Below are 25,357 nucleotides of genomic sequence, written 5' to 3'. Positions count from 1 at the left end.
TTATTTAGTTACAATTTCAAACATTAGCTGATCCAGGTCTCTTTCGACTCTTTTATTTGCCAAGTGCCATCTTTATAGTGAACAGTACCTTCTACACCAATTGCACCTAATCCTGATCGATATTTAGATCCTTCAAAGAAGACATTATGATTCCATTTAAAGTCCACTTTCTCGATTCTAAGAAGAACACCAGTCAAAGACATGTTTTCGGGATCGTAGAATCCTTTTTCTTTCAGTTCATCAAAAGTGGCCACCATTACATCCATTTTATATTTATCTTTGAAAAAAGTAATAATATCTTGTTTATCCTTCGCACTTAATCCATCGTCGAAATTGCTCATATCAATCGCGATAAATTTCATCTCACTACTCAATGCCTCGTCCTTTTCCATGATGGAGTCCAACGCAACACTGTAAATTTCACCTAAATGCTCCTTCGGGTCTACTCCAATGTTACATGCTGTGAGAAAGAGCGATAAAATCAATAGAATGGAACCAAATTTAATTTTCAATCTTTTGCCCCCTTTTTAAATGAGACGAAACATATTCACAAAGGTTCCAAAAGTGTTATCTGCTTTGAACCCCTTCCACACTATATACGCTTTGAGTTATTACTTTCTCCTGTATCCATTGGTCCAAAGATTTTTTTGAAAAAACATACTGGTCATATATTTTCGAATATGGGAACATCATACCGTCAAATGATCCACTTTGTTCCAGGGTTACTCTTTCTATTTTGATTATTCTTTTTATTGAATCCTCGCTAATCTTTAAATAGGCTGCTGCTTCTGAAATGGATAGGGTATCATCTGTTAATGTCATTTCTACATTATCCGATTTAAGAGCATTGTCCTGTTTAAGCGCATTGCCTATCCAAAATCCACTAAAGGCAATAGATAGAGCTAATATTATGACTGAGTATTCTATTTTCATCTCTTCCTCCTTCGTATTGTTAAGCTCCTAAATAGTTAATTACTAATATCCTTATTTTGCAAAAGCACGATAATCTGTTTGTTTTGCTCCACTTGAATTTTACTATTTTTATTAATTTGATAAACCCATCTAACAACAAACGCTAGGACGATTAGTGGCAAAAAGGTTATTAAAGGAATTATGCTATTCATCAAAAAAGCCCCCTCCAATTTTCTACTACTCTACTGTCTATTTGATTTAAATTATGCCTTTTTTTCTATATGCACTGTGTGATCAAGAATTTAATCAAACGTTTGGTTAGTTTTTTAGAGCATATGTACCAAGGGCTCCACCGATTTAATCAATCGTTTGATTCGTTTTTTCTAACCATTAAGTACTATGAGTTACCTAGATAAAAAACGAATGTTTATTTAATATATATATCCTTCACTGCTTCAAAAGTCGCTAATTCCCGACTAACAATATCTTTCATTTTCTTTCCACATTTCTCACTGCAAAAAGGAAATACCCCATCAATTCCTTTCAATTTTGCTTCTGAATTTCTTCCAGTAACAATCATAGGAACACTAGTATTTCGTGATTCGAGGCGAATATGGGTAATCCGCCCATCCTCATCCGAAATTTCTTTTCCTTCTGCAAACTTTACGCTTAACGAATACACTTGTTTTTCTTCTTTAATTTTCTTCATGCACCAGGCACATCTCAGCATGCAATCACCTCATTTTTATTTTAGTTCCTTATATTCCATGGTTTTAAGGCTAAATTAAATAAATGATTGGTAGTTTAAGCTTTGTAACCCCAATTAGCATAAATTTTCCAAATGTTAACTCAATTATAGCAAAAACCTTGCAGATTTAATCTACAAGGTTCTTTATAGTATATATATTTCTCAAAACATTTTACTTATTTATTTGCCAATCTACACATAATTAATTTAACAATTGATATTACTTTTCAATTAAGGAAAGTACCTCTTTAAAAACTAAAGTAGGGTGCTGAATTAGTAATTTAGAACTTAGGACATGTACTTCTTCACCCTCCTTAAGTGAAAGCGTCTCTTCTACTCTATTCAAGCTAAGCCCAATATTATTAAACATAAATGTTTCAACTGACGAAGCCTCATCAAGGAGTTGTTTATTGAGCTGAATAGTAATCCTATCCGAAACTCTTCGCAACATCTTCCAAAGTGTGGTTTCATGCTTATTTTTCATAAAAAGTTCAGGCAGTTCTTTCGCTTCATTCTATGTTTTCCGAATGAAATGTAACGCATCGGGGGTCAGGTGCCTTTTTTCCGGTTTCTTCAAGTGTAACAATTAGGTTAGATGAATTCTGAAAGGAATCTTTATTAAGGCAGCACAAAAGGCCCAGTTCTGTAGCTGGGCCTTTACGAATAACCTATTGTTTATTTACACGATTCAATTAGAATGGGTTCGTTGCCAGCATGCTTGCTGTTTTCACATAAATACGTGGATGCAATTTTAATTGAGCAACGATAAATTCAGCAATGTCTTCCGGCTGCATATATTTCTCATCATTATTTTCAGCGATTAAGTTCGTTTTAACTGCAAGTTCAGTAGCCACGGTACTCGGCGTTAATGCGGTAACGCGGATATTATTTCTTCGTACTTCTTGTGCTAATGATTCCGTTAAGCCGATGACGCCAAATTTGGAGGCACTATAGGCACTGGATGTGGCAGCGCCGCTTAACCCATTTGTAGACGAAATGTTGATGATATCACCGCCGTTTTTCTCAATAAGTTGAGGAAGAACCGCTTTTGTTACATAATAGGGGCCCATTAAGTTAACATCAATAATTCTCTTCCATTCCTGCGGATCCATTTCTAAAAGTGTTTCAAACTTCCCAATTCCTGCATTATTGATTAGGATATCAGCGGTACCCAACTCGCCCGTTATTTTTTTAATCGATTGTTCTACTTCTTCCTGAGATGAAATATCAACGGCCGCGTAAGCTGCTTTAACTCCCAAACCTTCCACTTCACTTACGACTTCCTTTAAGGCAGACTCTGTTCTTGCGAGTAAACCAATGTTTACACCTTCATTTGCTAAAGCGATTGCAACTGCCTTGCCAATACCTCTTCCAGCACCCGTTACAAACGCTACTTTTCCTTTTAGTGATTGTGTCATTATTAACAACTCCTTCTGGCTCTTATTATAGTATTGTGGGAAAATTATTCTAACAGTATGCTCACAAAAATAAAAAGAGGAAGACACACCTCTGTTCATAATAAAAGTGCACTGGCATCATCCGCATTCTACCCAAAATCTTAACTAGTTAATTACTAATATCCTTATTTTGCAAAAGCAAGATAATCTGTCTGTTTTGCTCCACTTGAATTTCACTATTTTTTTTAATTTGATAAACCCATCTAACAACAAATGCTAGGACGATTAGTGGCAAAAATGTTATTAAAGGAATTATGCTATTCATCATAAAAGCCGCCTCCAATTTTCTACTATTTTACTATTTATTAGATTCAAAACAATCCATAAGAACGGTCTTAAATCTACAAATGATAACTCATGATGATCAGTTCTCCTTTTTTCCCCATCCTTCGTTCACCTTCATCAATAAATCCACATTTTTTATATAATTCTTGAGCGGCTGTATTTTGAAGGTTAACTGCTAGGACAATTTCATTCGTTTCATTAAAGTGTTCCTTTACAAAGGAAGGTAATTGCAAAAGGGCATTTTTGGCATACCCCTTCCCTTGATAACGGAAATCTGTCGAAAAGGCTCTTAGTAAAATGGAACTATCATTATTTGAGAATGGTTTAACTCCTTCATTTTTATGCAGATCGAAAAAGGTGACCAAATGTTCCTGATCCATCGCTAAAATTGAAAAACGATCTTGGTCTTCATTTGAAAGGTTGATACATTCTGTTGGCTTACCAGTAAAACGAAGTTGTTCCTCCGTTAATTGATATTGTTCGATGTCATTTTTATATCCCTCTTCATAAAAATATAGTTCCATCCTAAATCCCCCCCATCGACAGAAATGGTTGTCTATTTTTATTTTAATTTGGCTATCCCTAATATACTCAAAGGGTAGAAAAGGTTGACTGGCTTAATTGCTGACGCTAATGCCATTTTATTTTAAAACTGCTTGAAATGCTTTTTGCCCTTTTAATAAGGGAATTTCTATTATGTTCCCATTTTCTAAAAATTTATCTTTAATTCTCTCAATTACATTTACTTTTTCCAAAATATCAATCCACTAAGCAGATCATCCTATTATCTTAATGATAGAGTATAAGGGTTAATTTTCCAATAATAAAAAAATTCCATATAGTTGGAATCCTAATCCTTGTTATATTTGCTCAGGAAAATACTGCAATTTGATGATTTCGCTTTTTGTTATTTTTTCACTATTTGGGGATAAATAATAGTAGTTAATAACTAAATGGATGTGACCTAAGTGGCTGATAACTTAACAATAGAACAAAGAACAAAAAATATGAAAGCAATAAAGTCACAATCAGCCCTTGAAAATAGAGTTTCTAAAGCCCTATGGAAGATGGGATTCCGTTATCGGAAAAATGTTAAGTTGCTTGGAAAACCTGACATTGCAATAAAAAAGTATAAAATCGTCATTTTTATTGACTCATGTTTCTGGCATTGTTGCCCTGATCACGGTAATATGCCAAAATCGAACCAAGACTATTGGCAAAAAAAACTGGATAGAAACAGAAGGAGAGATGTTGAAGTAAATTCATATTATAGAGGTAACGGTTGGAATATTTTGAGGGTATGGGAGCATGAATTCAAAAAGGATTTTAATCAAGCTATTATCAAAATTGCAACATTTATAAAAAATATTAATGGAATAGATATTTCAAAAAAACATTCATGAAGTCTAGTCCTTATCCCAATCATGAAAATAAAGTTCCCTATTCAAAAGAGTGATGGAAAACATATTAAGTATGTAGTCATTTTTGGTAACTTAGACAAAAACTTTTTGAGTGAATATAGTGATCAACACTTTGTTAATCCTCCTTTAAGAACGGATGGATGACTGCGATTAGGGGAATAAAGTTCTGGAATAGATGTAAGCAATGAAGTATTGCTCATTGTAACATACGGGGAAAATAAGAAAGCACCCGTTGCTAAATGGCACCGAATGCTTCATATTATCTAATTCAAGTGTTAATATGTAAACGTCATTTAAAAACTGTATTCTTGTTAGTAAAGCCCAATAAACTTTGCATAGTTACGTTTCACAGCGCTCGATACATACATATCTTATAATTAATCTCCTCTCTATACAAAAAGTGCTACGTTTATTTAACTATTTAATATTTCCCATCCTTCTTTAGCAGCTTTCTGATATAAGGAATAGAGTACTTTCGACTGTTTTTCAGATGGTAAAGAGAGTTTTCCGTTGATATATCTCATTAAGATGTCCCTTTGAGTAATGGTTAATGACCTTAAGTTATTATTGCTTTGATAATAGCCGAAAAGCTGAATCCAATGTTCAAAATTGGTTTGAATAACAAACGCTTGGATTTCAATACCGTTGTCTAATTCTTTTTCTCTTTTTCCAGATTTTTGCTCATACTTTGCTTCTTCAGTAGTGATAACCATTTTCTTAAGTGGTGATAAATCAAACTCTATGCCACGAACGTCGTTCCAGCATGCCTCTTTTTTACACCATTGTGCAACATTGGCTGTTCCTGCTGGTGGATTCGTAATTCTGTTATATACTTTCTTAGTAATGACATTCATTAATCCTATTAATTCAGCCGGCAAGTCCTGTTCTTCCCATATCTTAGAAAAGTCAAAAAATACCTTCTTTTTATGAATTGCATGTGAGAGCAATGCTATAGAATACGCAACTGTTTGTGCTCTGAAGGCATTTTCATACCAAGAAGCCTTCGAGACAATCTTTTCAGTTGCTCTAAATAGAATGATCCTTGAAACAGCATCCTTAAAATACTTTTCTGTTATCGCCATTTGATTTTTCTCTAACGTATCTGTTACCGAATTCGCAAACTCTTCAAAGCTGTATTGTGCACCTTTCGAAACGATATGCGGTTTTCGGTCCCAAGCAATTTCACTCTTTGCCAAGAATGTTTTTTCAATCAGCTTATCTTTTGGATTTTCTAGCTGGAATTGTCTTTTCTTCGCTGGAGTTAAATAGGCCTGCTCATTTAAATACTCTCCGCGTACTCTTTCATAGAACCAATGAGTACGTTTCTGAGAACCTCCGCGAGAAGACACCCAAATCCGTTTTGAATAATCCTTCATTTCTTTATGGAATGGACTATTTGAGAAGAAATCAGACTTGTTTACTTTATTTTGAGTATTGGCATACTGAGATACGCTCGATACAAACTCGCCTTTTTTCTCAATATTATTCACAACTGATAATTTCATTTGGACCGATATCTTTGAGATATCAATTTTTGAGTTCTTTTTAGCTGCATAGATGGCAGACGTGGTTTGACCGCCATTCACAATTTGAAAATCTGTTATTTTGGTAATTTTTCCATCTCGTGTTTCAACATTAGTTGCCGTTGCAGTGATTCCATTATTATATGCGAAAAACATATCCGGTTTATATTGAATAGTATTTCGTATTCCTTTGTTAACCCCGCCCCTAAATTGTAAAAAGGTACGAACATTCTCTTCAAGAAGTTTTTGCCCGTAATCATCATATATTTTAAATAATTGTTCCCCGTCCATAATCCCTAAATAGGATTGATATTCATCAGATTGGGTATGAACTTCTAAAAACGGTATATTCAAGTTAATTTCGTATGAACCTGATCCGTTTTCAGACATGAAGATACTATATAAATAATTAATATCAATAATTTGATGTTCGCATAAAATACCTTCAACCGATTCATTTGGAATACGTGAAATAGTACTTGTCAATTTACCATCGGTTAAAATAATCAAACGGAACTTATCAATTAACTTATTATGCGAATGTCGATGTAAATTAAATGCCAGTGAATAAGCATCAGATGTTTCTTCTAAATCTTGATATAAACCATCCAGGCTTAATTCTGCAAATTTTTTCAAGCGTTTAAACTTTGTCGTTACATGCTGTTTCGTTAATGTTTCGATCCCATCATCCTGAAAGAATTGAAAATTAATTAGTGTAAATATTTTCCGATCCTCATCAAAATCATATCCATACACTTCGCAGCCAGTTTTAATAAACTCTGCCATTTCGTAATTATTGGTCAAGTCCCCCACCTGCATGAGATCCTCACATACTAATTCGAAAAATGATTGGGCTTTCATTAATCCACGGCTTTCTGAATCAGAAAGGATAGATTGTAAGAAGTCTTGATGGAACTCTTCTAAAGTTATCATTATTTACATCTCCATTTATTTAAAAATTGCATTCATATTCACCTTAAACTGTGAACAGCCTGATAACTCAATGCTGTATTTCATGTTTGGTATCAACGGAGAAACATGTTCCAAAGCTATTTTAGGAAATCCATCTCGTACTTCATAACCCTTAACTTGCTCCAAAAGAAACTTTGATAGAGATTCTTGCGGTATTTCTGGAAAATAACCATACACTTCAACCTTCTCAATAAACTCAGTTGAAAGGCTTTCATTTGCAATTTTTTCTTTAATAGATTTAGCTAAGTCCGCTATGGTTTCCCCGCTACCTGCTTCATTTAGAGCACAGGCAAAAAGATACAAAGGATTTTTTTCTGAATTCAATTGTTCTTTTGAAGAAATCCAAACAAGATTACCTGAAGTCATCCGAAAGGATTTTACTTCAATTGCGAAGTTCTCCAGAAGGAAATCCTGTTTATCTCCAAGTGCGCCAACCCAGCCGTGGATACCGGCACTATATCCATAGGCAGGAATGATGTAATCACGTAAAATTTTTAATTCGCTGTACAAGCCCATTTGTTCTTCTTTGGACATAATTTTAAAGGCAGATTTGCGAAGCAACTTTTGCCAGCGTTCTAACCGCTTCATTACATTTACAATAATATCTTCATCATGTTGCTTCATAACATTAAGTAAGTCATTGCAAAGGATTAAGAAAATTTCCCAGTCCTTCGTTTCTTTTAATAGTAAAATCAGCTTATTCGGAGTTGAAGATTGATCAAGCTGAATCTGAATTCCATTCAGCTTAATCTCGCGGATAGGCTGCATAAAGTCTTCATCACATTGAATCATTAATCCATATTGATTGAAGGCATCCACAATCCAAAACGCATTGTATTTGATTGATTCTTTAACTCTTATCCGGCTGAGCCGGTCTAATTGCAACCAGGGATTATTCATCTTCGTAGACACCGTCTTCATCAGCTTCTTCTTTATAAGCTTCTTCCAGCTGCTTTTTATACACACTATTAATTCGAACTTTTACATTGTTAACAAAGGGATCAATTGAGGTTGGGAAGCTGATACTAAACCCAACAGCGTTTATTTTAATATTATTATTTGAATCCTCAAGTTCTAACGCATGCGCGAAAAGTACTGGTTTCTCCAATTTTCCGCGCATTTGAGGTGATATTAATTTTTTGAATTTGGCCGGCATGATAATACTTTCCGGATTCGCACGTGAAAGCTGTCTATTAGCTACTTCGAAATACCCCTGTTTTTCTTTTACAGACCGGTATTGCCGATGTACTTGTATGGAATCAACCTGGAAAAATTCAGCGTCGTCTTTACCATTGTATAAGACTACATCCCAGTCTATATTAACTCTTTCAATATAATCTTTAATAAATTCAATCGGCATTCTCGATTTTAATCCCAAAGGGTCATTTTTATATAATCTGTAATTTCCCACGAATCGTTGAACAATCGTTTTATCAACATTTTTCCAAACATGACTATCGGTTGCTATATGCTCGAAACCGCCATTTTGTAGGGCTAGGATCGTTCCTTTTAACAGTGCTTCATTTGCATCAAGATCTGCTGGTATATTGCTGATCCATCTAGTTTCTTTAATCTGTCCATCCAGGTTCATCTCTATATACATATCTTCTGTATATTTTGACTTATTACGGGCTGTCACCTGAAGGAGACTGTCTGGATGCAATTGAACGGCCAATCCAAAGTCATCCGGTGTTAAATTTTCTTCTCGCATAACATTTAAACGGCTGACTAATTCATTGGTAGCATCAATAATAAAACCAAATTTCTTATTTATATCATCCGTTAAGTACACCCTGCAAATATCTTCATAACCAATTCGGTAACCAAACCATCTTCCCATTTGCATTAATGTATCATAGTAAATAGTCGTTCTTAAGAAATAACTAACACTTAATCCCTCTAATGTAAAACCGCGGGACAGGCTTAACCCGCCAATTACGATAACATTTGATTGAACATCCTTTCGATATGCTAAAGGTATTTTGGCTTTTTGATGTACATCTACAACTTGGATGGAATCTACTAATAAACATACTTCTTTTAAAATCGTGCCAAAATCGAACTCGATTCCTTTTAATCTTGCAGAAAATGTATCTTTCATATCATTCAAATGTGGATACTTGCTCGGATTCGCTAGGTTACCGTATGCTTTAATTTCCGCTTTAAGATCCTCAAAGTAACTTGCTACTAGTTTTTTCACCTTAACATGAACGCCAGTGAATCTAGAAATATGGATTAACATACTATTATGCTTTTTTTGATTACGTAAATTACGAATCGCTATATTAATAACAAATAAACGAACGGCATCCTTTAAACTTTCAGGCAGTTTTTTTAATTCACTATCATAGTCCTTTTTGTGTTTAATGACAAAAGGGATTTCATTTGGAGGATAGAGAATGTCCTCATCTAGTTCATAAACAACTTCATCAATAGGAATTTCGACCACATACTTCTCATTGTCTTTATTAAAAATCTTCTCTGCACCAAAATAATTAGATGGTGCTTCTAACGCGTAAATAAAATCGCTCGGGAATAAATCTCTGCCTGCACCATCATTTTTCGCATTATGATCGATGAAAATGTTAGCATATGGCGTTGCCGTATAGGCTACATAGGCACTTTTCTTGAATTTCTGTAAAAGAAGCCGTATCTTCTCATTGATAACGGTTGGATCTTCTTCTTTTTTTGTATTAATCGACGCATAATCTGATTCATCATCAATGACCAGCATCGGTTTATCCACCTGATTCTTATAATGAATATCTAACCATTTTAATAGATGATCTAAAGTCTTCGTATGTTTTTTAATCACAACTAAAATTGGTTGCTTCATATTATCAAAGTTTGTAGTTCCCTGCGCTCTTGCAGTTTCAACTTTAAAATCATTTTTTGCATTGGTTAAACTTGCAGGCATTTTTTCTCTTTTAAATCCAGCTAATTGCCCGACACCAATGTAATTTGCTCCGACAAACACTTCATCTAATCGTGCTTGTGTCTGGTCTCGCAAGTTATTTTGCCCGCCGGCAATAACAACGATAAAACGATAACCGGCATCAGCAGCCTTACAAATTAACGAAGCATAGTTAGAGGTCTTTCCTGATTGGACATGGCCGACAACCATACCATACCTTGAGAAGGACTCTAAATCAGGATCTGCTAAGTTATTCATAATGGCATCAGTATCTTCATTAATAGTTTCTAGTACTTTTTGCGGTAAATCACGTTTCATGTACGTCATATAATTAGTTAGATAATAATTATCAGATTGGAGCTGTTTTTTCCCTGTCCACCAAGTGGTGTCTCTATTCTTCTGCTCTTCACCTGTTACAAGAATCCCAGTGGTGATTCGTACGTTAAAGGATTGCTCCATTTCATTTTGGAGATATTTCCATTCCTCTGATGATAATTCGCGTATATTATTAGCATCTGCTATTCCTAAAATAGTCTTTAAGTACTGGGGTTGTGTAACTTTGATTAAAGTTTTCCATTCTTCGATAACTGCTTGGATGGTATCTTCCTGCAAACCACTTTGTTCCTGAAGAGTTCCTGAAATCTTTTCTTTTACTTGGTTATACATTGTCTGATGATTTGTCTCAGTGTTGGTTTGCATTTTCAAAATAACCCTCCTTGTTTTTGTATACTTCCGTCTTAAGTAATTCCTTTATGAATGCTTCACTTATACCCTTTGAACGCCAATTTTCCACTAGCATTTTTATCTCATTTTCATTAATTAATGTTTCCTGGTTGACTTTTAACGGATTGGTATTTAACTGTGCAACAATTGCATCTAGTGGCAGATAGCTTTCTAACCCCATTAAAATAACATTCAATAGATGATGTTGGTCTTCTCTTAGTGTATCTTCAAGACTTTTGATAATCGGGTGCTCACGATTGATTGCAAAATGAATTTCCTTATTATCTGCAACCAGCTCCCAAAAACGAGTGGTTGTTTTGTCCTCAATCTTTTTACCTCTGCCTGTAAAGGGTCTTGAACCCTTTACTGTTACCTGCTGAATGATACGTTTTAGATCTTTTTTTATTTCACTTACAGGATTGGCTGATGACTTCTTAATATCAATACCCCAATCGTGATCCTGATTGTTCGGGATATCTATCTTAATCCGCACAAGCTTATGGGCATCATTTGTTCTATGCATTCCCCACCATGTGCCGTGAATAAGCAGGCGATGGGCACGATATAAATAAAATCCCTGCGATTTCGTATAGCCGTCTTTTGTAGCGTATTTATCAAATTCCAGTTGCGAAAGCTTCGAATGATGTGGCAATATATATGGCTGTACCGTTATTTCTGAATTTTTGTATTTAATTTTTTCCGATATCAATTGCTGTGTAGCAATATGTTTTGGGTTAAACGGATTAAATGGTTCCAACGTTTGACCATTAACTGAAATTTTCAGTGCCTTTTTACCAGGAACAATTCCTTCTAAAAAGCAATGAAAGACTAAAGATAAATGACTTCGCAAAACATCTAACTTATTAGGTATATCAGATTTAGAAAAAGTATCTATACCACGCCATACTACTAAAGTTCCACATTCCTGATTCATAAACTCCTCGAACAAAGGGGCATTTTGGTAATCATTTATACTAGGTGTTATTAATAACCATTCGTTTTCCTTTGAAATATAATTTAAGTCCCACTGTTTAATGGAAACGATTCCATTTTTCTTTGATAAGACAGTTAAGTCAGTGCATTGTGAAAAAGATGCTGTTTTTAACCCCAATCCAAACTTTCCTAAATCACTGCCATCCCTAAGAGAATCCGGATCATTAGCAGCTAAACGCATTGCGCTAATTAACTCAATATTAGTCATACCATTACCATTATCTAATAAAGTAAATATTGTATTTGGGTCAGGAATGCAAGCAATTTGTATATTATTTGCTTTTGCTGTAATGCTATTATCTAACACATCCGCAACAGCAACCTCAAAGGTATACCCTATATCTCTCAAAGACTTAATAAAATTTGATACAATAGGTTGTACTACTTCTGTAATCAATTCTTCGCCATCCTATCTTTATATAAAATATCCTTCTCTAATGATTAGGAATGTTGTTTAAAGTCATTTTACATATTTTAATAACACTTTCTATAATATCTGTAACTCCTGAAAGTGAAATAAAACGGTCAGTTATAAATAAATTAAATTTACTATAATTGAAATGTTTCGAACTTATTTATATTCTCCAATAATTTTAACATATTAATAGAAAAGAGTTTATAAATTCCCAGAATTGTCCTAAGGAAATTTGTAAAAAAAGTAAATAATAGTAACTTTAAACTTAAAAAGAGAGCCAATATAAATTGGCTCCCTTCAATTTCTATATAAAGAAGTTATTGAAAAACTTTTTGTAGCTGTAAAATATCCTTAATCTTTTCTTTAATATCTATTCCGAGTGACTCCAGTATACTTTCTGCTACAAATCTAGCCATTAATGGAGGTACTGCATTCCCTACTTGCTGATACTGCGAATCCTTTGTTCCATAAAACTGATAAGTATCCGGAAAAGATTGTAATCTAGCTGCTTCTCTAATACTAATCGCCCTATTTAACTTTGGGTGTATCCACATTGACTTTCTTACATTAACAACTGTGTCAGAAGGCTGATTATAGTCGAGTCTCTTATAAATAGTGTTCTGAGTTCTGCTGTGATCACTATATGTTGACTTTAATGATTCATCCAGATCATGAAAATTTTGACCTGATGTAAGAGCCTTGAACCTTTTTTGCGCCATTTCTCTTGATTCCGTTCTTACATGATTATAAACAATATTACTGTTATTGATTAAATATTGGTTTAATCTATTACCAGTAATTGGACTGATCCTACTTATCTCATCTTCAGTAACGTTGGTTGTGGGCTCAAGTTTTTCCAAGTCACCGATTGCATCATGTATCTTATAGAAGTCTTCTTTCTTATCAAATAATGGGACTGGTATTTTTACTGACTCACCTACTAATTTGTCTTTTAAGACCCCAATTAAAATAAGTCTTCTTCTTTCTTGAGGAACCCCAAAACTAGCTGCGTTAAAAATTTGATTATCCTCATCATTCAACACATATCCTAGGCTCGAAAGCTTTGCTCTAATATATTTAAAAACATTAAAAGATTTTATATGGACCTCAACGTTGTTATTATCAATTTTTATGTCATCCAAAATGATTTTATAATAAATTATTTCAGATATTTTATTGATTACTTTTTGGGCTTCAATAATATCTTCTAGTAATAAAGTAAATTCATGAAAATTATATTCGTTGTTTTTAAGTATATCCCTTAAAGTAATACCTAGGAGATTCCAATTCTGTTCATAAGAATTATCCCAAAATTCCTTATGAATTTTATCCCAATTATTACTTAATAATTTTTCAAAATACTTTTTATTGGTTTCTTTATTAAAGAAATCAAATATTTCATTATTAGAATGATTTTTAACCGACCTTAATAAGGAATTAAATTTTGATAATACTGCAATATCAATCAAGTAGCGAGATAAATCTATTTCTTGCTTTTCTTGCTGATACGCACTCCATAAAAAGGCTATAAATTCTTCTGTGTACTTTTTTAAAGTTCCAATTTTTATTTTCTCAATGGTCGGAACAATATTTAAATCCTCTAACTCCTTCTCATAATCCGTACTTAAAAAGAACTTATGCTTATCAGAAACAATAGATTTTACATTTTCCATAACAAAAGCTTTTGGCATTATTTCTTCTATCGCACGAATGTACTCTTTAACAAGCTGGTTATTGGATGAAATAAGAGTGTTCTTCTGCCTATTAGCATTAGAAAATCCCTGGCAAGGAGGTCCACCAATTATTACATCAATATCACTGAAGTCTTCTAAAAGGACTCCATCTTTATTTTTATAATCTATTTTAGTTATATCTTTTAGTAATTTAGCATCTGGATGATTACGCTCATAAGTCAATCTTGCATTCGTATTAATTTCTACCGCAATTTTCACTTTAAACTCATTAGTTTGTTCAAATCCGTGGCTGAGACCGCCAGCACCTGCAAAAAGATCCAACACTTGTAGTTTATCTTCCATATCCTCACTCCTACAAGAAGAACTCTTCTTGATATTTATAAAAATTTCCTTTCATGAATTAAAAAGGAGTCTTATATATTCTATTTTACAGAAACATATGTTCTGTATCAAATTTTAAGTTATAACTTATTAATTATATCATCAAAACTATTAAAAATGTATGTACGTTTTCAAAGGAAAAATTATGTTATTTCATTGTTAGTTTCTATCTTCCACATTCTAAACTGAGCTTTAATAATTTGCAAAATAGCAGAAGGAAAAAACACCCTAATCTTCCCAAAGCGAAGACAAGAGTGTTCTATATTTTTAAATAAGATTACTCAATTCCTTCGAACAGCTTTCCTTGAACTGACTCCAACAAGCTTCCTGCTTTGCCCACTGAGTCACGTTTCGGTCCCCAGCTGAGTCCTTAAGGAAGGCAAGTGTTTTATCAGCCATAATACGGATAACTTCATCCCATTTATCCGATAATGCCTGCGCTTCCCACACTTCGACTAAATCTATCTTTTCGCCGTATAAATGATTGAGCATTGATGTAGCATAGTAGATAACATTTGCCTTGTATCCTCGAAGGTTCATCTCTTCTACTATTTCCTGAACTCGTTTATTAATGATAGATCGTGCTATTAACTTTTGATATACAGACAAAGTCATTTTGGATTGTAAGTTACCATCGCTCTTCCAAAACTCCTTGTTTAAATCCATGAACTTTTTAAAGGCTTCCTCCCCGCCCTTACTAGAGATATGAGGATAGCCTTCCCATGACATAAAGTGTTTGGCAATATCTATCTTCGTCAAAACCTTTTCTTTTGGATATTGCTTTTTAAATTCTGTTTGTTCTTTCCCTCTTTTTCTTCGGTTAATATCCACCATATACTGACCTCTAGCACGTTCAAAGTACCATTTGCTTTCAGGTCTGCGTCCGTCAAAAACAGGAATCCATATATTTCGTGAAAACTTCTCTAGGTCCGACATAAATCTAGAATTCGCTAGGAGGTCCGATTTATTAATTTTGTTCTGTGTATTGGCATATTGGGATATTCGCGAAACCATCTCATCTTCCAAAAGGTGCTGGTCAGTCTTAACGAACTCGTTCACCTGAAGAATGGTTAGCTTCGACTGAACAAAGACATCTTTTAAGTTAATTCCATCCTTATATGCCTGATGAATAGATGCCGTAGTTTGACCACCATTAACAATTTGCCAGCCGCTGAGCCGTTTTATTTTATATACATCTACTCCATCTTCAACCTTTTCAAGTTCGGCTGATCGCGCTACGGTTGAGATCCCATTATTGTAAGCTACAAACATTTTACGTTGAAATGGGTCCTTAAGAGTATCACGTATTCCTTTGTTTGTTCCTCCTCTTGCTTGTAAGAACGACCTTACATTTCGTTCAACAAGTTTCTGACCCCATTCATCATATGCCTTCGCCAACAGTTCAGCTGATATATAGCCTACGTAACAATCAAAATTCTTTATCCCGCTAACAGGGTCTGGTACAAGCATCATATTAAAAGTTTCCCCGTAGTCTCTTTCAAAATCAATGTAATCTGTCTCGACTCCTTGTTCAGCCGTAATCAGCTGCTGAACACGATCAATATCCCAAACTTGTACGTTAACCGTTTCAATGCCTGGAATGGTTAGATCAACGGGTTTATTCGATGTGTAATACATATTTGTGATAACAAAAAGATTTACTTCATTGATCGATTCCATTTGTTCAGAAATCATTTTTGCAAGGTCAAATGCTTGCAATGATTGGTCAATTGACTGCATTAACACTGGTACATTTGTTAGGAACCTTTTGGCCTTGTTTGCAATTTCTGATACAGCCGTCATGCTAATAGTAAGCAAATCATCTTCATTTTGCTCGAAATTATAATCTACTACATATAGATCTAATACATTATTCTCTTCGTCAAAAGAATACGCATTGACGGCAATATTTTTCGCAGTATCTAAATAAGGAGGAAATAAAATTTCAGGCTCATCAGGTCTATCCATAAAGCCCAGCATCTTGTCCAGAAATGGAATCTGATAACTTCCTGCCTTTATAGCCTTTTCTTCCAACTCTTCCATAAAATCTATAAGAAATTCTTTTCTTTGTCTAAGTTCAATCATTTTTCCCCATCCACTCTAAAGTATTGATATACTGTCTCCGGATCTCTTTCAAAATCTGAACAATGGGTGAGATCTATATTATATGTAACATGAGAAATACCTTTGGGCAGATCTTCTTTTAATAATCTTGGAAAGTTTTCTCCAGCTTCATAGACCTCAATCTTCTCTACAAAATATTTTGGTTCCCCATATTCCTCTTCGCTAAATCCTAGGTCTGTCAAAAGATCATTATATATTAGAGCGATTCTTTCCGATCGATCTGCTATCTTTCTTTTTACCTGTTCGGCAAGCTCCTGGAGAGATATTCCATGAGTTTTACTCGGCTCCAGGAAACAGACATATAAATAGATTGTCGATATAGCATCACTAATCTTTAATTGATCCTCATTTGAAATTTTAATTGATTTAGTTAATTTATCATTTACGGTCTTAATCTCTAACCCGCATTTACCGCTTGTAAAATCGATTCTTCCTTTGGTTGGCCCCTCCCATTGTTCAACAATAAGCGGAGGCTGCCCTGGAAACTTATCCAGCCACTCATTAATAAACCAAAGTTCTCCAAACAAACCTCTTTGCTGCTCTTCAGATAATTTTCTAAAGCCACCTCTTTTGAAAAAAGTCCTCCATCTGTCTAAGACACTAAAAACCGTTGCAAATAAAGAACTTTCTTTATTATTTAGTAGATGATCAACCAAATTTTGCAGTACTGAATCATATATCTCCGTACTTTGCTCGTCTTCCTGACTTATTATTAAAAAATGGCGGTTTTTTAATGAGAAAATCTTCTCAAAGTACTCGATCTTTATAGTTAATCCACGCCATTTGGGAAGAGCACTTAATTGTTCTTCCTCCCAAGGCGATTTGCCTAAATCAATATAAAGCTGCCTGCTATAATTTCCAGCATCAATTCCTGCAAAAATGACAGGAGCCTCATAGGTAAGCACATTTAGTTTATAAAATTCACTTTCCGCCTGGTTATTAAGCCCCTTAATCATTTCATCAAACTCTATTTTTAGGTTTACCACAGCTATTCTCCTTTAAACAATGTTAATGGACAGTCTTATTTGTCTGGTAAACGTCTGTCTCGTCAATTTCTGTGAATGGGAACGAAATTGCAACTCCAACTGGGACAAGTTTTTCAGAAAATGGGACATTTAAACTCTTAAAGACAGGAACATTTGGGTTTAATGGATAGATTAAAAGCAACCCACTTTCCTTTGGGCGAAGCTTACGTTTATCCATCCTATCCTTTTTCCCTTTAACTTTTTCAGGATCAATATCAATGTACTCTTGATTAGCGGCAACGATGGCCTTTATATCAACATCTTGATTCTTATTGATTGGCGGTTCAATCCCAGTTCCGCGGCCAACTGCCGATTCTAAATATAAGCTCCCTAAGCTGACTGGATATTGTCCAATCCCTGTTCGGTCACCAGGATCACCTTCAACAATAGCAACAGTCCAGTTTAGCAGTTCCCCATTTTCATTAGCAAGGCCAATATAATCCCTCATCAATCCTGAAACTGCTTTAGTTCCTTTAGTTTCATATTTAGAAAGGTACTCTTTCACAATCTCGGCTTTTACATCTGTATCTACATAATAGCTGGTCTTCCCTTTACCAAAATTGGTTTTTACAAAAGTAAGATTATTCACTAGTGACTCGGTTGCCTTCATATTTGCTTTATAAAACTGTTCATCAGTCCCAAAAAGTCTAGTCTGCTGCAATGTGCCGCCATAGATAATGTTTGATGAAATTGCATTTCTCATTTTTAATGGACTGGTTAATGTCATGGTAGGATGACTTAACATTCTCACTGCATATTCAGAAGGTGTTTTGCCCATTTCCGCAAGCCTATCAAACTCTTCCCTTAGCTCTACCATTGCGATAGCTAAATGCTCAAAGTTAGATGCGATTTCCTCAGAAGTGTAGATTCTGCATAAATCCATATAACCTTTTCTATATCCAAACCAACGTCCCATTTGCATAAGGGTGTCATACATTAGAGTATTTCTGAAATAATAGGTAATGCTAAGCCCCTCTAGTGTTAATCCTCTAGATAATTTGTCACCGCCGACTGCTATCACATTTAATCCATCTTCTTTATATTGATTGTAAGCCAATGCGTCTTTACTGTTCCCATTAATTTCAAACACTTTGATGATATCAACGACTACTCTAAGTTCTTCATAAACCTCATTCCAGCTGAAAATAATAACTTCCCCTGGCCAATCCTTTGTAGTGGGCTGAAAATCTTCTTCATACAATTTCATAATTTCATCTAATACTTTACTTTTCGGATTATATTGAATCTGATTAGAAATAGATTCAAAAGTCCTTGCTACTTCATCCTTTACATTGGATTGCACATCTTTGAATCGTGAGGTATGTATAAGCATGGAATTATGAGTCTTCCGCTGTCCCCTTAAATTTCTAATGGAAATGGTTAGTAAAAATGCTAATATGGCTTCTCGCATTTGAGGAGGAACCTCTTCAAATTTATCTGCGTCAGCTTTTTTCTTAATTGTTGTAAAAATTTCAGTATCTTCATTTCTTAGATATCGTATTAAACTTGGCCTTTTATCTTCCGCATCTTCTTCAACATTAAAGAACTCCTCTGGACCACAATAATCCTTTGGTTTTGGAAGACCTACCAAGAAATCTTTAGGGTAAAGGTCATTACCCTCTTCAGATGTGGCAGCCTCGGTACTAATGAGCAGATTCGCAAAAGGAGTCGCGGTATAACCTGCGTAAGCTTTACGGCTGAAAATCTCTAATAGCTGTCTTATCAGTCTGTTAATTGTTTTCGGGTCTTCGTCTTTATTCGGATCAGATGTATCAACAGAGGCCTGGTCGGCTTCATCATCTACAATTAATACAGGGATATCCAAACCATGTAACTTACGATGATAAATTAACTGATCACGTAATGACTCCAACACCGTTTTATTTTTCTTTACTACCATCAAGGTAGGAGAATTCAAGTTCCTAATCCCGCCATGCTGTGAACTAATATCGTTTTCTTCTGTTGTCCAGGAGGTAATTATATGGTCCGCGGTAGTCTGGTAAATTTGGCCGACTCCTATTGGCTTACCTTCCTTATCTACAGTGCCAATAACCTCTTGGTTTAACCTAATCTGCGTTTGGGCTCTTAAGTCATTATGAATCCCTGATAAAACGATGATTAATTTGTAGCCGACATCGTATGCCTTATTTATCAATCCTGTAAAATTGGCTGTTTTTCCGGATTGTACAAACCCCAAGACTATTCCGCGCTTATCAAATGGATCCATTGATTGTGGATTCCCAAGGGACTTCATAATTTCATTTGTTGTGTCATCAATAGCCTCAACCGATTCCATTGGCCAGCCTTTGATCTGGGTCAAATATTGCCGGTACCTTGTCCAAAAGAAGCTACCGGAAATCATCTCTGGGCTGAACCAGCTTTTGCCGTTATCGGGTCTCATAACGGGGGGCGGCTTAATAATATCAGTACCAATTTTGTATTTCCTGAACATTTCCAGCGACCACATTTCAAATGTGCTTTCATCTATACTGCCGAAACCTGAAACAATGATTCTAGCTAAATTAATCGCGTTTTCAGCTGCTTCATCCTGACTTTTAGAAACTGATTTTAGGTTATAGTAATTAGTTGAGAAAGTTTTTTCAAAAAGAACTTTAATATCATCTTCATTCAATTATATCTGCCTCCGTTACGATCTTTTTCATAGTTGCTCTATTTAGTCCATCAAAAGCTGGCTGTGTAATTAAAATATTTAATAGCTGTTCTTCATTATTAGCCACATTTAGTTTTAACAAAGTTGAAGCAAACTGGGTAACCAGCTCTTTCTGACCTTCGGTCACCTCTTGGACCATTTCCTCTGGAACCTTTGGCGAATCAATAATATTGCTTGGAGAACCAAGTTGCACAAATTTTAGATATAAATTGAAGAGTTTTGCTGCTTCGTCATCCATCTTATTAAAAAGTTCAGTCAAAATTGGATGACTTCTATTTAAAATAAATTGTGGACCATCCTCTCTTCCCGACTGTTCCCATGTATTTAAACTTCCTTTAAAAGATTGGCCTGGGGTCTTGGCTTGTGTACGGAAGTAGAATATTTCCTTGGAGACTTTACGTGCAATAGCTGATATAGCCTCAAGTCTTCTTTTCGCATCTTCAGGAAGGTTTATTCCAGATTTTTTTATATCAACCTGCCAATCGGAATCAGCTTCATTTGGAAGATCAATTCGTACCCTGGCAAGCTGCGAAGCTGCATCCTTTGGAAACAGCCCCATCCAATCTCCAAAGTATAAGAGTCTGTTTTCCCTGTATATGTATAATCCTTGGTGATCTCTCCATCCTTTGTAACCGCCAGCATTTTTATATTCAGGTTCCGTTAAGTGAGATGCATGAGGAAGGATAAAATATTGAACCTTTATTCTATTTTCATTAATTCTCAGAACCTGTGTTTCTCCCTCAAGAGTATGTTGATGCGCTCTCAAGAATGGATCCCAAGGAATTATTTCTTTTCCGTTGATAAACATTTTTATTTCGTTTTTTTCAAGAATGGAATGAAAAACAAATTCCAAGTGTTTATTGACTCTTGAAACCTTTTTATAAAAACTAGTTTCTTTTAATGTTCGCTTTCCGCCGTATCCCATAAATCTGTCCAGCTTATCGATACAGACGATCGTACCGCTTTCCCCTTCTATTGTTCCCATTTTTAACTTTACTTCATCAGGAATTGAGGTAAACAACTGCCACTCATTACACTCCGATACATGATCCAAATCCCAGCATCTTTCATGGTAAACTCCATTCCATTTTGTTAGCACACTTAAACGTTTTCCCAATGAAAAGGATGCTGTCTTTAACCCCATACCAAATCTTCCTAGTTCGTTAGCTCCTCTTTTTGCACGCGGGTCTTTCGATCCAATATTCATAGCTGTCTGAAGCATCTCTTCATTCATACCAGTTCCATTATCATCTATTGTAATAGCTCCATTTAAATCGTCATAATCAAAATTTATATTAATAATTGATCCTTTTGCATCAAGGCTGTTATCAACTAAATCAGCAATAGCAGTGCTGGCATTGTAGCCTATTGATCGAAGGGCATTTATTACTGGTGCAGCCGATGGCTCCGTAATAATTACATTCATATTAAAACTCCGTTTCATGAGAAAATAACTATTACAATTATAACAGATTTAGGAAATTGGAAACCGAAAGGTGGATAATTATCGTTCATCCTGTGAGATTTTATATGCATTTTCGTCACCGTCAAAACAACGGCTTATTTCTCTTGACTTATTTCTTGATTCTAAAACCCATCAATAAAATACAGAATAATTTGAATATAATTCATTTAAATGATAATACTGATATTCGAGGTGATAATATGGATTATTTAATAATTTTAATTTTATTGGGTTTTATCTTTTTCCAATGGAAAAAAGGAAAGGATTCTAGGCAGTCGGAGATCTATAAAAAATATTTATCTACTGAGGAGTTTAAAAGGACATTAGCATTTGGTATTTATCAACGATTTTGTAAAGAGAATGAAGAAAAATCCTACTCTTCTATCTTTTTAAAAAATAATCCCATAGATTTTGAATACTTTATCGCGGAAATACTAAAACATAAATATGGTGAAAGTATTTTTATCACAAAAAGTTCAGGGGATTTTGGTGTTGATGTAGAACATGGAATTGGTGAAGGGAAAGTGTTAGGTCAGGTAAAGTGTTACAAAGATGATATTGGATATGAACCAATTGCTTTGATACACTCCAACATGGTAAAACAAAATGCTTCAAAGGGATATGTTGTTACTACATCTAATTTTACTGAAAATGCCCGTTCATATGCAGATGGCTTAAATATTGATTTGATAACAGGAACTGATTTAGTGGAAATGTGGTTGAATTATAATAACCCCGTTTCCGAAACAATTACCATAAATACTGTAAACGACCAAACGAACCACTTTGGTACATCAATTTAAAAAGCAGGAAAACTCTAAGATTGCCGGTTAGAGTTTCCTGCTTTTTTGTATGAGGAACTATTCAAGTATCAAAGTATATTTATTGTTAATCTGGTATGACGAATGCACCAGAGTTGATTCTCATTAACAAGTCTTCTGCCTGAAAAGCAGCATCTGGAAAATCGTTACTTAATCTTTCAGAAGCAACCGCTACATCCAATGCCTCTATTACTCTACCAGCTTCGATAATTCGGAATAAGCAATTGACCCTCGTTCTTGTACCGCCTTCATCTTTATCAAAGCTCTCACCATTATTAAATATTTCTTCAATTAATTTTGTTTTTTTATTGGGATCACGTAGTTCATCAATTCTTAATAAGAAAGCTTCCATATAAAGTGCAACAAACCAGATCCCCGCAGAACGATATGAATTAATAAATTGCTTTTGATTTATTTGTTTTTTCATATAGGCTACTTTATCCTTTCCCTTAAAGAGATGATAAGAATATTCGATATCATATGTAGTCCCTACTCTACAATTTCCTCCAACCCTAATGCCGCATCAAAATGTCCTTCATGGAGGCTAATAAGAGGTTTAATGATGTATTGGTGGACTTTTTCCTGGTTGTTCAAAATCCCAATTGTGAGGAAATGATTTTATGATTACTCCATCAGTGAACGGAGTTGTGCAGAGTTTACCGTCAAACACTTTCGGAACTTCTTGGTGGTCAATCCATCCAGCCAAATAAAGACCATTACCCTAGCATGGGTTTCAATAACTATCTTCTAGTATCTCTCTAAAGGCAGTTAATCTATTATCTTTCTCCTTATCTTGGTGTAGAATACTTATATTCTCCAGTTTCATATTCACATAATGATACATTCTATGATAGTTGATCCTTCTAAAAAATAGAAATTGAGGATTCTACTTATAGCCGTTCTTTTTTAAGAAAAAACCAGCTTGATTTATATTAGCCATTATGCGCTGTCGCAATCACCTTTTTATCAAATTAGTAATTAAGTGTAAAATGAAACCTAATATTGGGCCGACTATGAATATTATTAATGCCCACTTAATGAAGCCATACTCTTTAAATATTGAATAACTAAAGTAAGCTTTTAGGATAACGCCAACTAGGATCAACAAAATAAAACTAATTATATAAATATATTCTTCAAACTTTTTAATCATAATCGCTCCTATTTTATGTTATTATTTATAAATTTTTTGCTGCACCCTCGGCTACCATCTTCAAGCCTTTTTTTAATACTTCATTATTCTTCGCAAATACTGCCAGTCCCACACCAGCAATAACGACACATGCCCCTGCACCAATCATTAGCATATCAACGTTGTTTTTTCTTGCTTTATCGGCCTCATCTCTAGTATGTATGATCAGTTTTTCTATTTCTTTTCTAATCTCTCTTCGTTCTTCTATAGTATCTGCCAGTTTAATTTGGTCATTGTAGTATCCAATTGTGGTTTGAATAACGTTGATTACTTTTTCAGAAATCTTAGTATTACTTGAGATTCAATTACTTAAGCCTTCCATAACAGACTTAACACCAGGATCAGCAAATTTAAAATATGTTTTAAATTGTTCAGTGTCATGTCATATTGTAAATATAATCCTATAATGTCCTTCATTTGCATCGAATCTGGATTTTTCGGATTGTTAATATTTTTTAATTTTAGTAAATTTAGTAAATCATTAAAATGGCCTGACATTATATACCCCTCATGACTAAAATTATTATGTATTTAGTATTCGACAGTATTGAATGATATCCTGTTTATGGCGAACAGTACCTGTCACTGTTCGCCATAAAAATTCCCCCAAACCATTAGTTTGAGGGAAACATCTTATGAACCACTTATTAACACAGGTGACGCTGTAACCGATTATTTGAAAGTAACCGTTACGGTATAATTTAGATTTTTAAAAAATTCTTTTAGGGCAATGCGGGCATTATCTTCAGCAGTTTTTAAAAGACCAGACTCAATGGCTTCCTTTTTTATCTTTTGTTTAGCAGCATCTTCAAATTTGAACCATTCATCCCGATTGACTTCACTACGAAATATGCCTTCATCTGAAATGGCTTTAATGCCCTTTGAGTCGATAGATGGTGCTTGGACAATGGTGGCACGCGGCAAAGTGATATGAATCGCCTTCGTGTTGGTATCCAAGGTGATGTCCCTTTTAGTCAAATTTTCAAAGTCAACACCTGCAGTCACTTCTCCAGAAGCGACCATTAATAACTCCCTTTTTGACCCAGGAATATCCAATGGGATGCTTTTGCCAAATAATTTATTATCTTCTTTAGATAAAGTAGTTTTAATATGTGTTTGTGCCGTTGCCAATGTAGCTAATTTTTGGATGCTCTCAACGACTGATGTACTTTTTAATGTTTCTTCTTTTTGTAAATAAACATACCCTGCAAATAAAATGCCTAGACTAACGATAACCCCTATTACAATTACCAAAATCCGAGATTTAAACCATTGTAATTTTTGATGCCGATGAACAGGTCTAGCTGGTTGTATTGCTAAAGTGGATGCTGTTTCCTTTTGAGTTTGTTTCAGCTCATTAATAATATAATCTAGATCACCTTTGGATAATTTGCTTTCTTCTCTCATATGTTTCTCCCCCATACTCAACCTTCATTTTAGTAAAATGAGATTCTGTACCCACACGAACTAACAATTTTTCCATAAATCTATTATACTTTAATTCGACATTTTTCGTTGAATCTCTTTTAATTTTACCAATTATCCACAAATAGTTCAAAAAAATTCCATCCACAAACATAATTCAAGATGATAAATCTTTGACTCTATGGAAATTAATGAA

The 25,357-nt window shown here is 34.6% G+C and carries 22 protein-coding genes; 2 read left to right on the top strand and 20 right to left on the bottom strand.

Going from position 1 to position 25,357, the window contains the following annotated elements; genetic code table 11:
* Positions 1-23: 23 nt before the first annotated feature.
* From BDR01S_RS07845 to BDR01S_RS07820, 8 genes are all read right to left on the bottom strand, one after another.
* Positions 24-512 (bottom strand): peptide ABC transporter substrate-binding protein, encoded by a 489-nt coding sequence (locus BDR01S_RS07845; RefSeq protein ID WP_066250559.1) that lies wholly within the window; start codon positions 510-512, stop codon positions 24-26.
* Positions 513-567: 55 nt separating this feature from the next.
* Positions 568-933, bottom strand: coding sequence for a helix-turn-helix domain-containing protein (locus tag BDR01S_RS07840; protein ID WP_066250556.1), 366 nt, complete (start codon positions 931-933; stop codon positions 568-570).
* A gap of 35 nt (positions 934-968) precedes the next feature.
* Positions 969-1,124 carry a hypothetical protein gene (locus BDR01S_RS25705; RefSeq protein WP_180320544.1) on the bottom strand — a complete coding sequence of 52 codons (156 nt, stop codon included), beginning with the start codon at positions 1,122-1,124 and terminating at the stop codon, positions 969-971.
* A gap of 215 nt (positions 1,125-1,339) precedes the next feature.
* Positions 1,340-1,621 (bottom strand): hypothetical protein, encoded by a 282-nt coding sequence (locus tag BDR01S_RS07835; protein ID WP_235846516.1) that lies wholly within the window; start codon positions 1,619-1,621, stop codon positions 1,340-1,342.
* Between the two features lie 259 nt (positions 1,622-1,880).
* A complete protein-coding gene (locus BDR01S_RS25700; protein ID WP_066250549.1) occupies positions 1,881-2,144 on the bottom strand; it encodes a hypothetical protein in 264 nt (87 codons plus the stop codon).
* 208 nt (positions 2,145-2,352) lie between these two features.
* A complete protein-coding gene (locus BDR01S_RS07825; RefSeq protein WP_066250546.1) occupies positions 2,353-3,078 on the bottom strand; it encodes a 3-ketoacyl-ACP reductase in 726 nt (241 codons plus the stop codon).
* A 148-nt stretch (positions 3,079-3,226) separates the two neighbouring features.
* Complete coding sequence (locus BDR01S_RS25695; protein ID WP_169801421.1) at positions 3,227-3,385, bottom strand: hypothetical protein; 159 nt, start codon at positions 3,383-3,385, stop codon at positions 3,227-3,229.
* Between the two features lie 73 nt (positions 3,386-3,458).
* Positions 3,459-3,926, bottom strand: coding sequence for a GNAT family N-acetyltransferase (locus BDR01S_RS07820; protein WP_066250543.1), 468 nt, complete (start codon positions 3,924-3,926; stop codon positions 3,459-3,461).
* Positions 3,927-4,370: 444 nt separating this feature from the next.
* Here BDR01S_RS07820 and BDR01S_RS07815 point away from each other — a divergent pair, with 444 nt between their 5' ends.
* On the top strand, positions 4,371-4,805 hold the full coding sequence (locus BDR01S_RS07815) for a very short patch repair endonuclease (RefSeq protein ID WP_066250539.1): 435 nt from the start codon (positions 4,371-4,373) through the stop codon (positions 4,803-4,805).
* 431 nt (positions 4,806-5,236) lie between these two features.
* On the opposite strand, the gene BDR01S_RS07810 is transcribed toward BDR01S_RS07815, so the two are convergent.
* The 9 genes from BDR01S_RS07810 to BDR01S_RS07770 form a co-directional block, all read right to left on the bottom strand.
* Entirely contained in the window at positions 5,237-7,279 is a 2,043-nt protein-coding gene (locus tag BDR01S_RS07810) for an AIPR family protein (protein ID WP_066250536.1), read from the bottom strand.
* 15 nt (positions 7,280-7,294) lie between these two features.
* A complete protein-coding gene (locus BDR01S_RS07805; RefSeq protein ID WP_235846515.1) occupies positions 7,295-8,218 on the bottom strand; it encodes a PD-(D/E)XK motif protein in 924 nt (307 codons plus the stop codon).
* Positions 8,211-10,931, bottom strand: coding sequence for a Z1 domain-containing protein (locus BDR01S_RS07800; protein ID WP_066259652.1), 2,721 nt, complete (start codon positions 10,929-10,931; stop codon positions 8,211-8,213). Before BDR01S_RS07800 ends, BDR01S_RS07805 begins: the two co-directional genes overlap by 8 nt.
* Complete coding sequence (locus BDR01S_RS07795) at positions 10,915-12,345, bottom strand: ATP-binding protein (RefSeq protein WP_066250533.1); 1,431 nt, start codon at positions 12,343-12,345, stop codon at positions 10,915-10,917. Before BDR01S_RS07795 ends, BDR01S_RS07800 begins: the two co-directional genes overlap by 17 nt.
* 335 nt (positions 12,346-12,680) lie before the next feature.
* The gene (locus BDR01S_RS07790) at positions 12,681-14,399 is read right to left on the bottom strand and encodes a DNA cytosine methyltransferase (protein WP_066250530.1); all 1,719 of its coding nucleotides are present in this window, start codon (positions 14,397-14,399) and stop codon (positions 12,681-12,683) included.
* Positions 14,400-14,705: 306 nt separating this feature from the next.
* The gene (locus tag BDR01S_RS07785) at positions 14,706-16,523 is read right to left on the bottom strand and encodes an AIPR family protein (protein ID WP_066250529.1); all 1,818 of its coding nucleotides are present in this window, start codon (positions 16,521-16,523) and stop codon (positions 14,706-14,708) included.
* The gene (locus BDR01S_RS07780) at positions 16,520-17,548 is read right to left on the bottom strand and encodes a PD-(D/E)XK motif protein (protein WP_066250527.1); all 1,029 of its coding nucleotides are present in this window, start codon (positions 17,546-17,548) and stop codon (positions 16,520-16,522) included. Before BDR01S_RS07780 ends, BDR01S_RS07785 begins: the two co-directional genes overlap by 4 nt.
* 22 nt (positions 17,549-17,570) lie before the next feature.
* A complete protein-coding gene (locus BDR01S_RS07775; protein WP_066250523.1) occupies positions 17,571-20,219 on the bottom strand; it encodes a Z1 domain-containing protein in 2,649 nt (882 codons plus the stop codon).
* On the bottom strand, positions 20,212-21,684 hold the full coding sequence (locus tag BDR01S_RS07770; protein WP_066250520.1) for an ATP-binding protein: 1,473 nt from the start codon (positions 21,682-21,684) through the stop codon (positions 20,212-20,214). Before BDR01S_RS07770 ends, BDR01S_RS07775 begins: the two co-directional genes overlap by 8 nt.
* A 104-nt stretch (positions 21,685-21,788) precedes the next feature.
* On the opposite strand from BDR01S_RS07770, the gene BDR01S_RS07765 reads away from it, so the two are divergent.
* Positions 21,789-22,526: a restriction endonuclease gene (locus BDR01S_RS07765; RefSeq protein WP_235846514.1), complete on the top strand. Its 738-nt coding sequence runs from the start codon at positions 21,789-21,791 to the stop codon at positions 22,524-22,526.
* An 85-nt stretch (positions 22,527-22,611) separates the two neighbouring features.
* On the opposite strand, the gene BDR01S_RS07760 is transcribed toward BDR01S_RS07765, so the two are convergent.
* From BDR01S_RS07760 to BDR01S_RS07745, 3 genes are all read right to left on the bottom strand, one after another.
* Entirely contained in the window at positions 22,612-22,971 is a 360-nt protein-coding gene (locus tag BDR01S_RS07760) for a hypothetical protein (RefSeq protein WP_066250517.1), read from the bottom strand.
* Between the two features lie 751 nt (positions 22,972-23,722).
* On the bottom strand, positions 23,723-23,851 hold the full coding sequence (locus tag BDR01S_RS26470) for a hypothetical protein (protein WP_268874658.1): 129 nt from the start codon (positions 23,849-23,851) through the stop codon (positions 23,723-23,725).
* A gap of 557 nt (positions 23,852-24,408) precedes the next feature.
* Entirely contained in the window at positions 24,409-25,143 is a 735-nt protein-coding gene (locus BDR01S_RS07745) for a DUF4230 domain-containing protein (RefSeq protein WP_066363098.1), read from the bottom strand.
* Positions 25,144-25,357 lie beyond the last annotated feature (214 nt).

Origin of the sequence: Neobacillus drentensis NBRC 102427, from assembly GCF_001591445.1 — a bacterium.
GTDB classification, from domain to species: Bacteria; Bacillota; Bacilli; order Bacillales; family Cytobacillaceae; genus Neobacillus; species Neobacillus drentensis.
The sequence above is the reverse complement of the archived record's forward strand: the minus strand, read 5'-3'. Positions and strand labels throughout refer to the sequence as shown.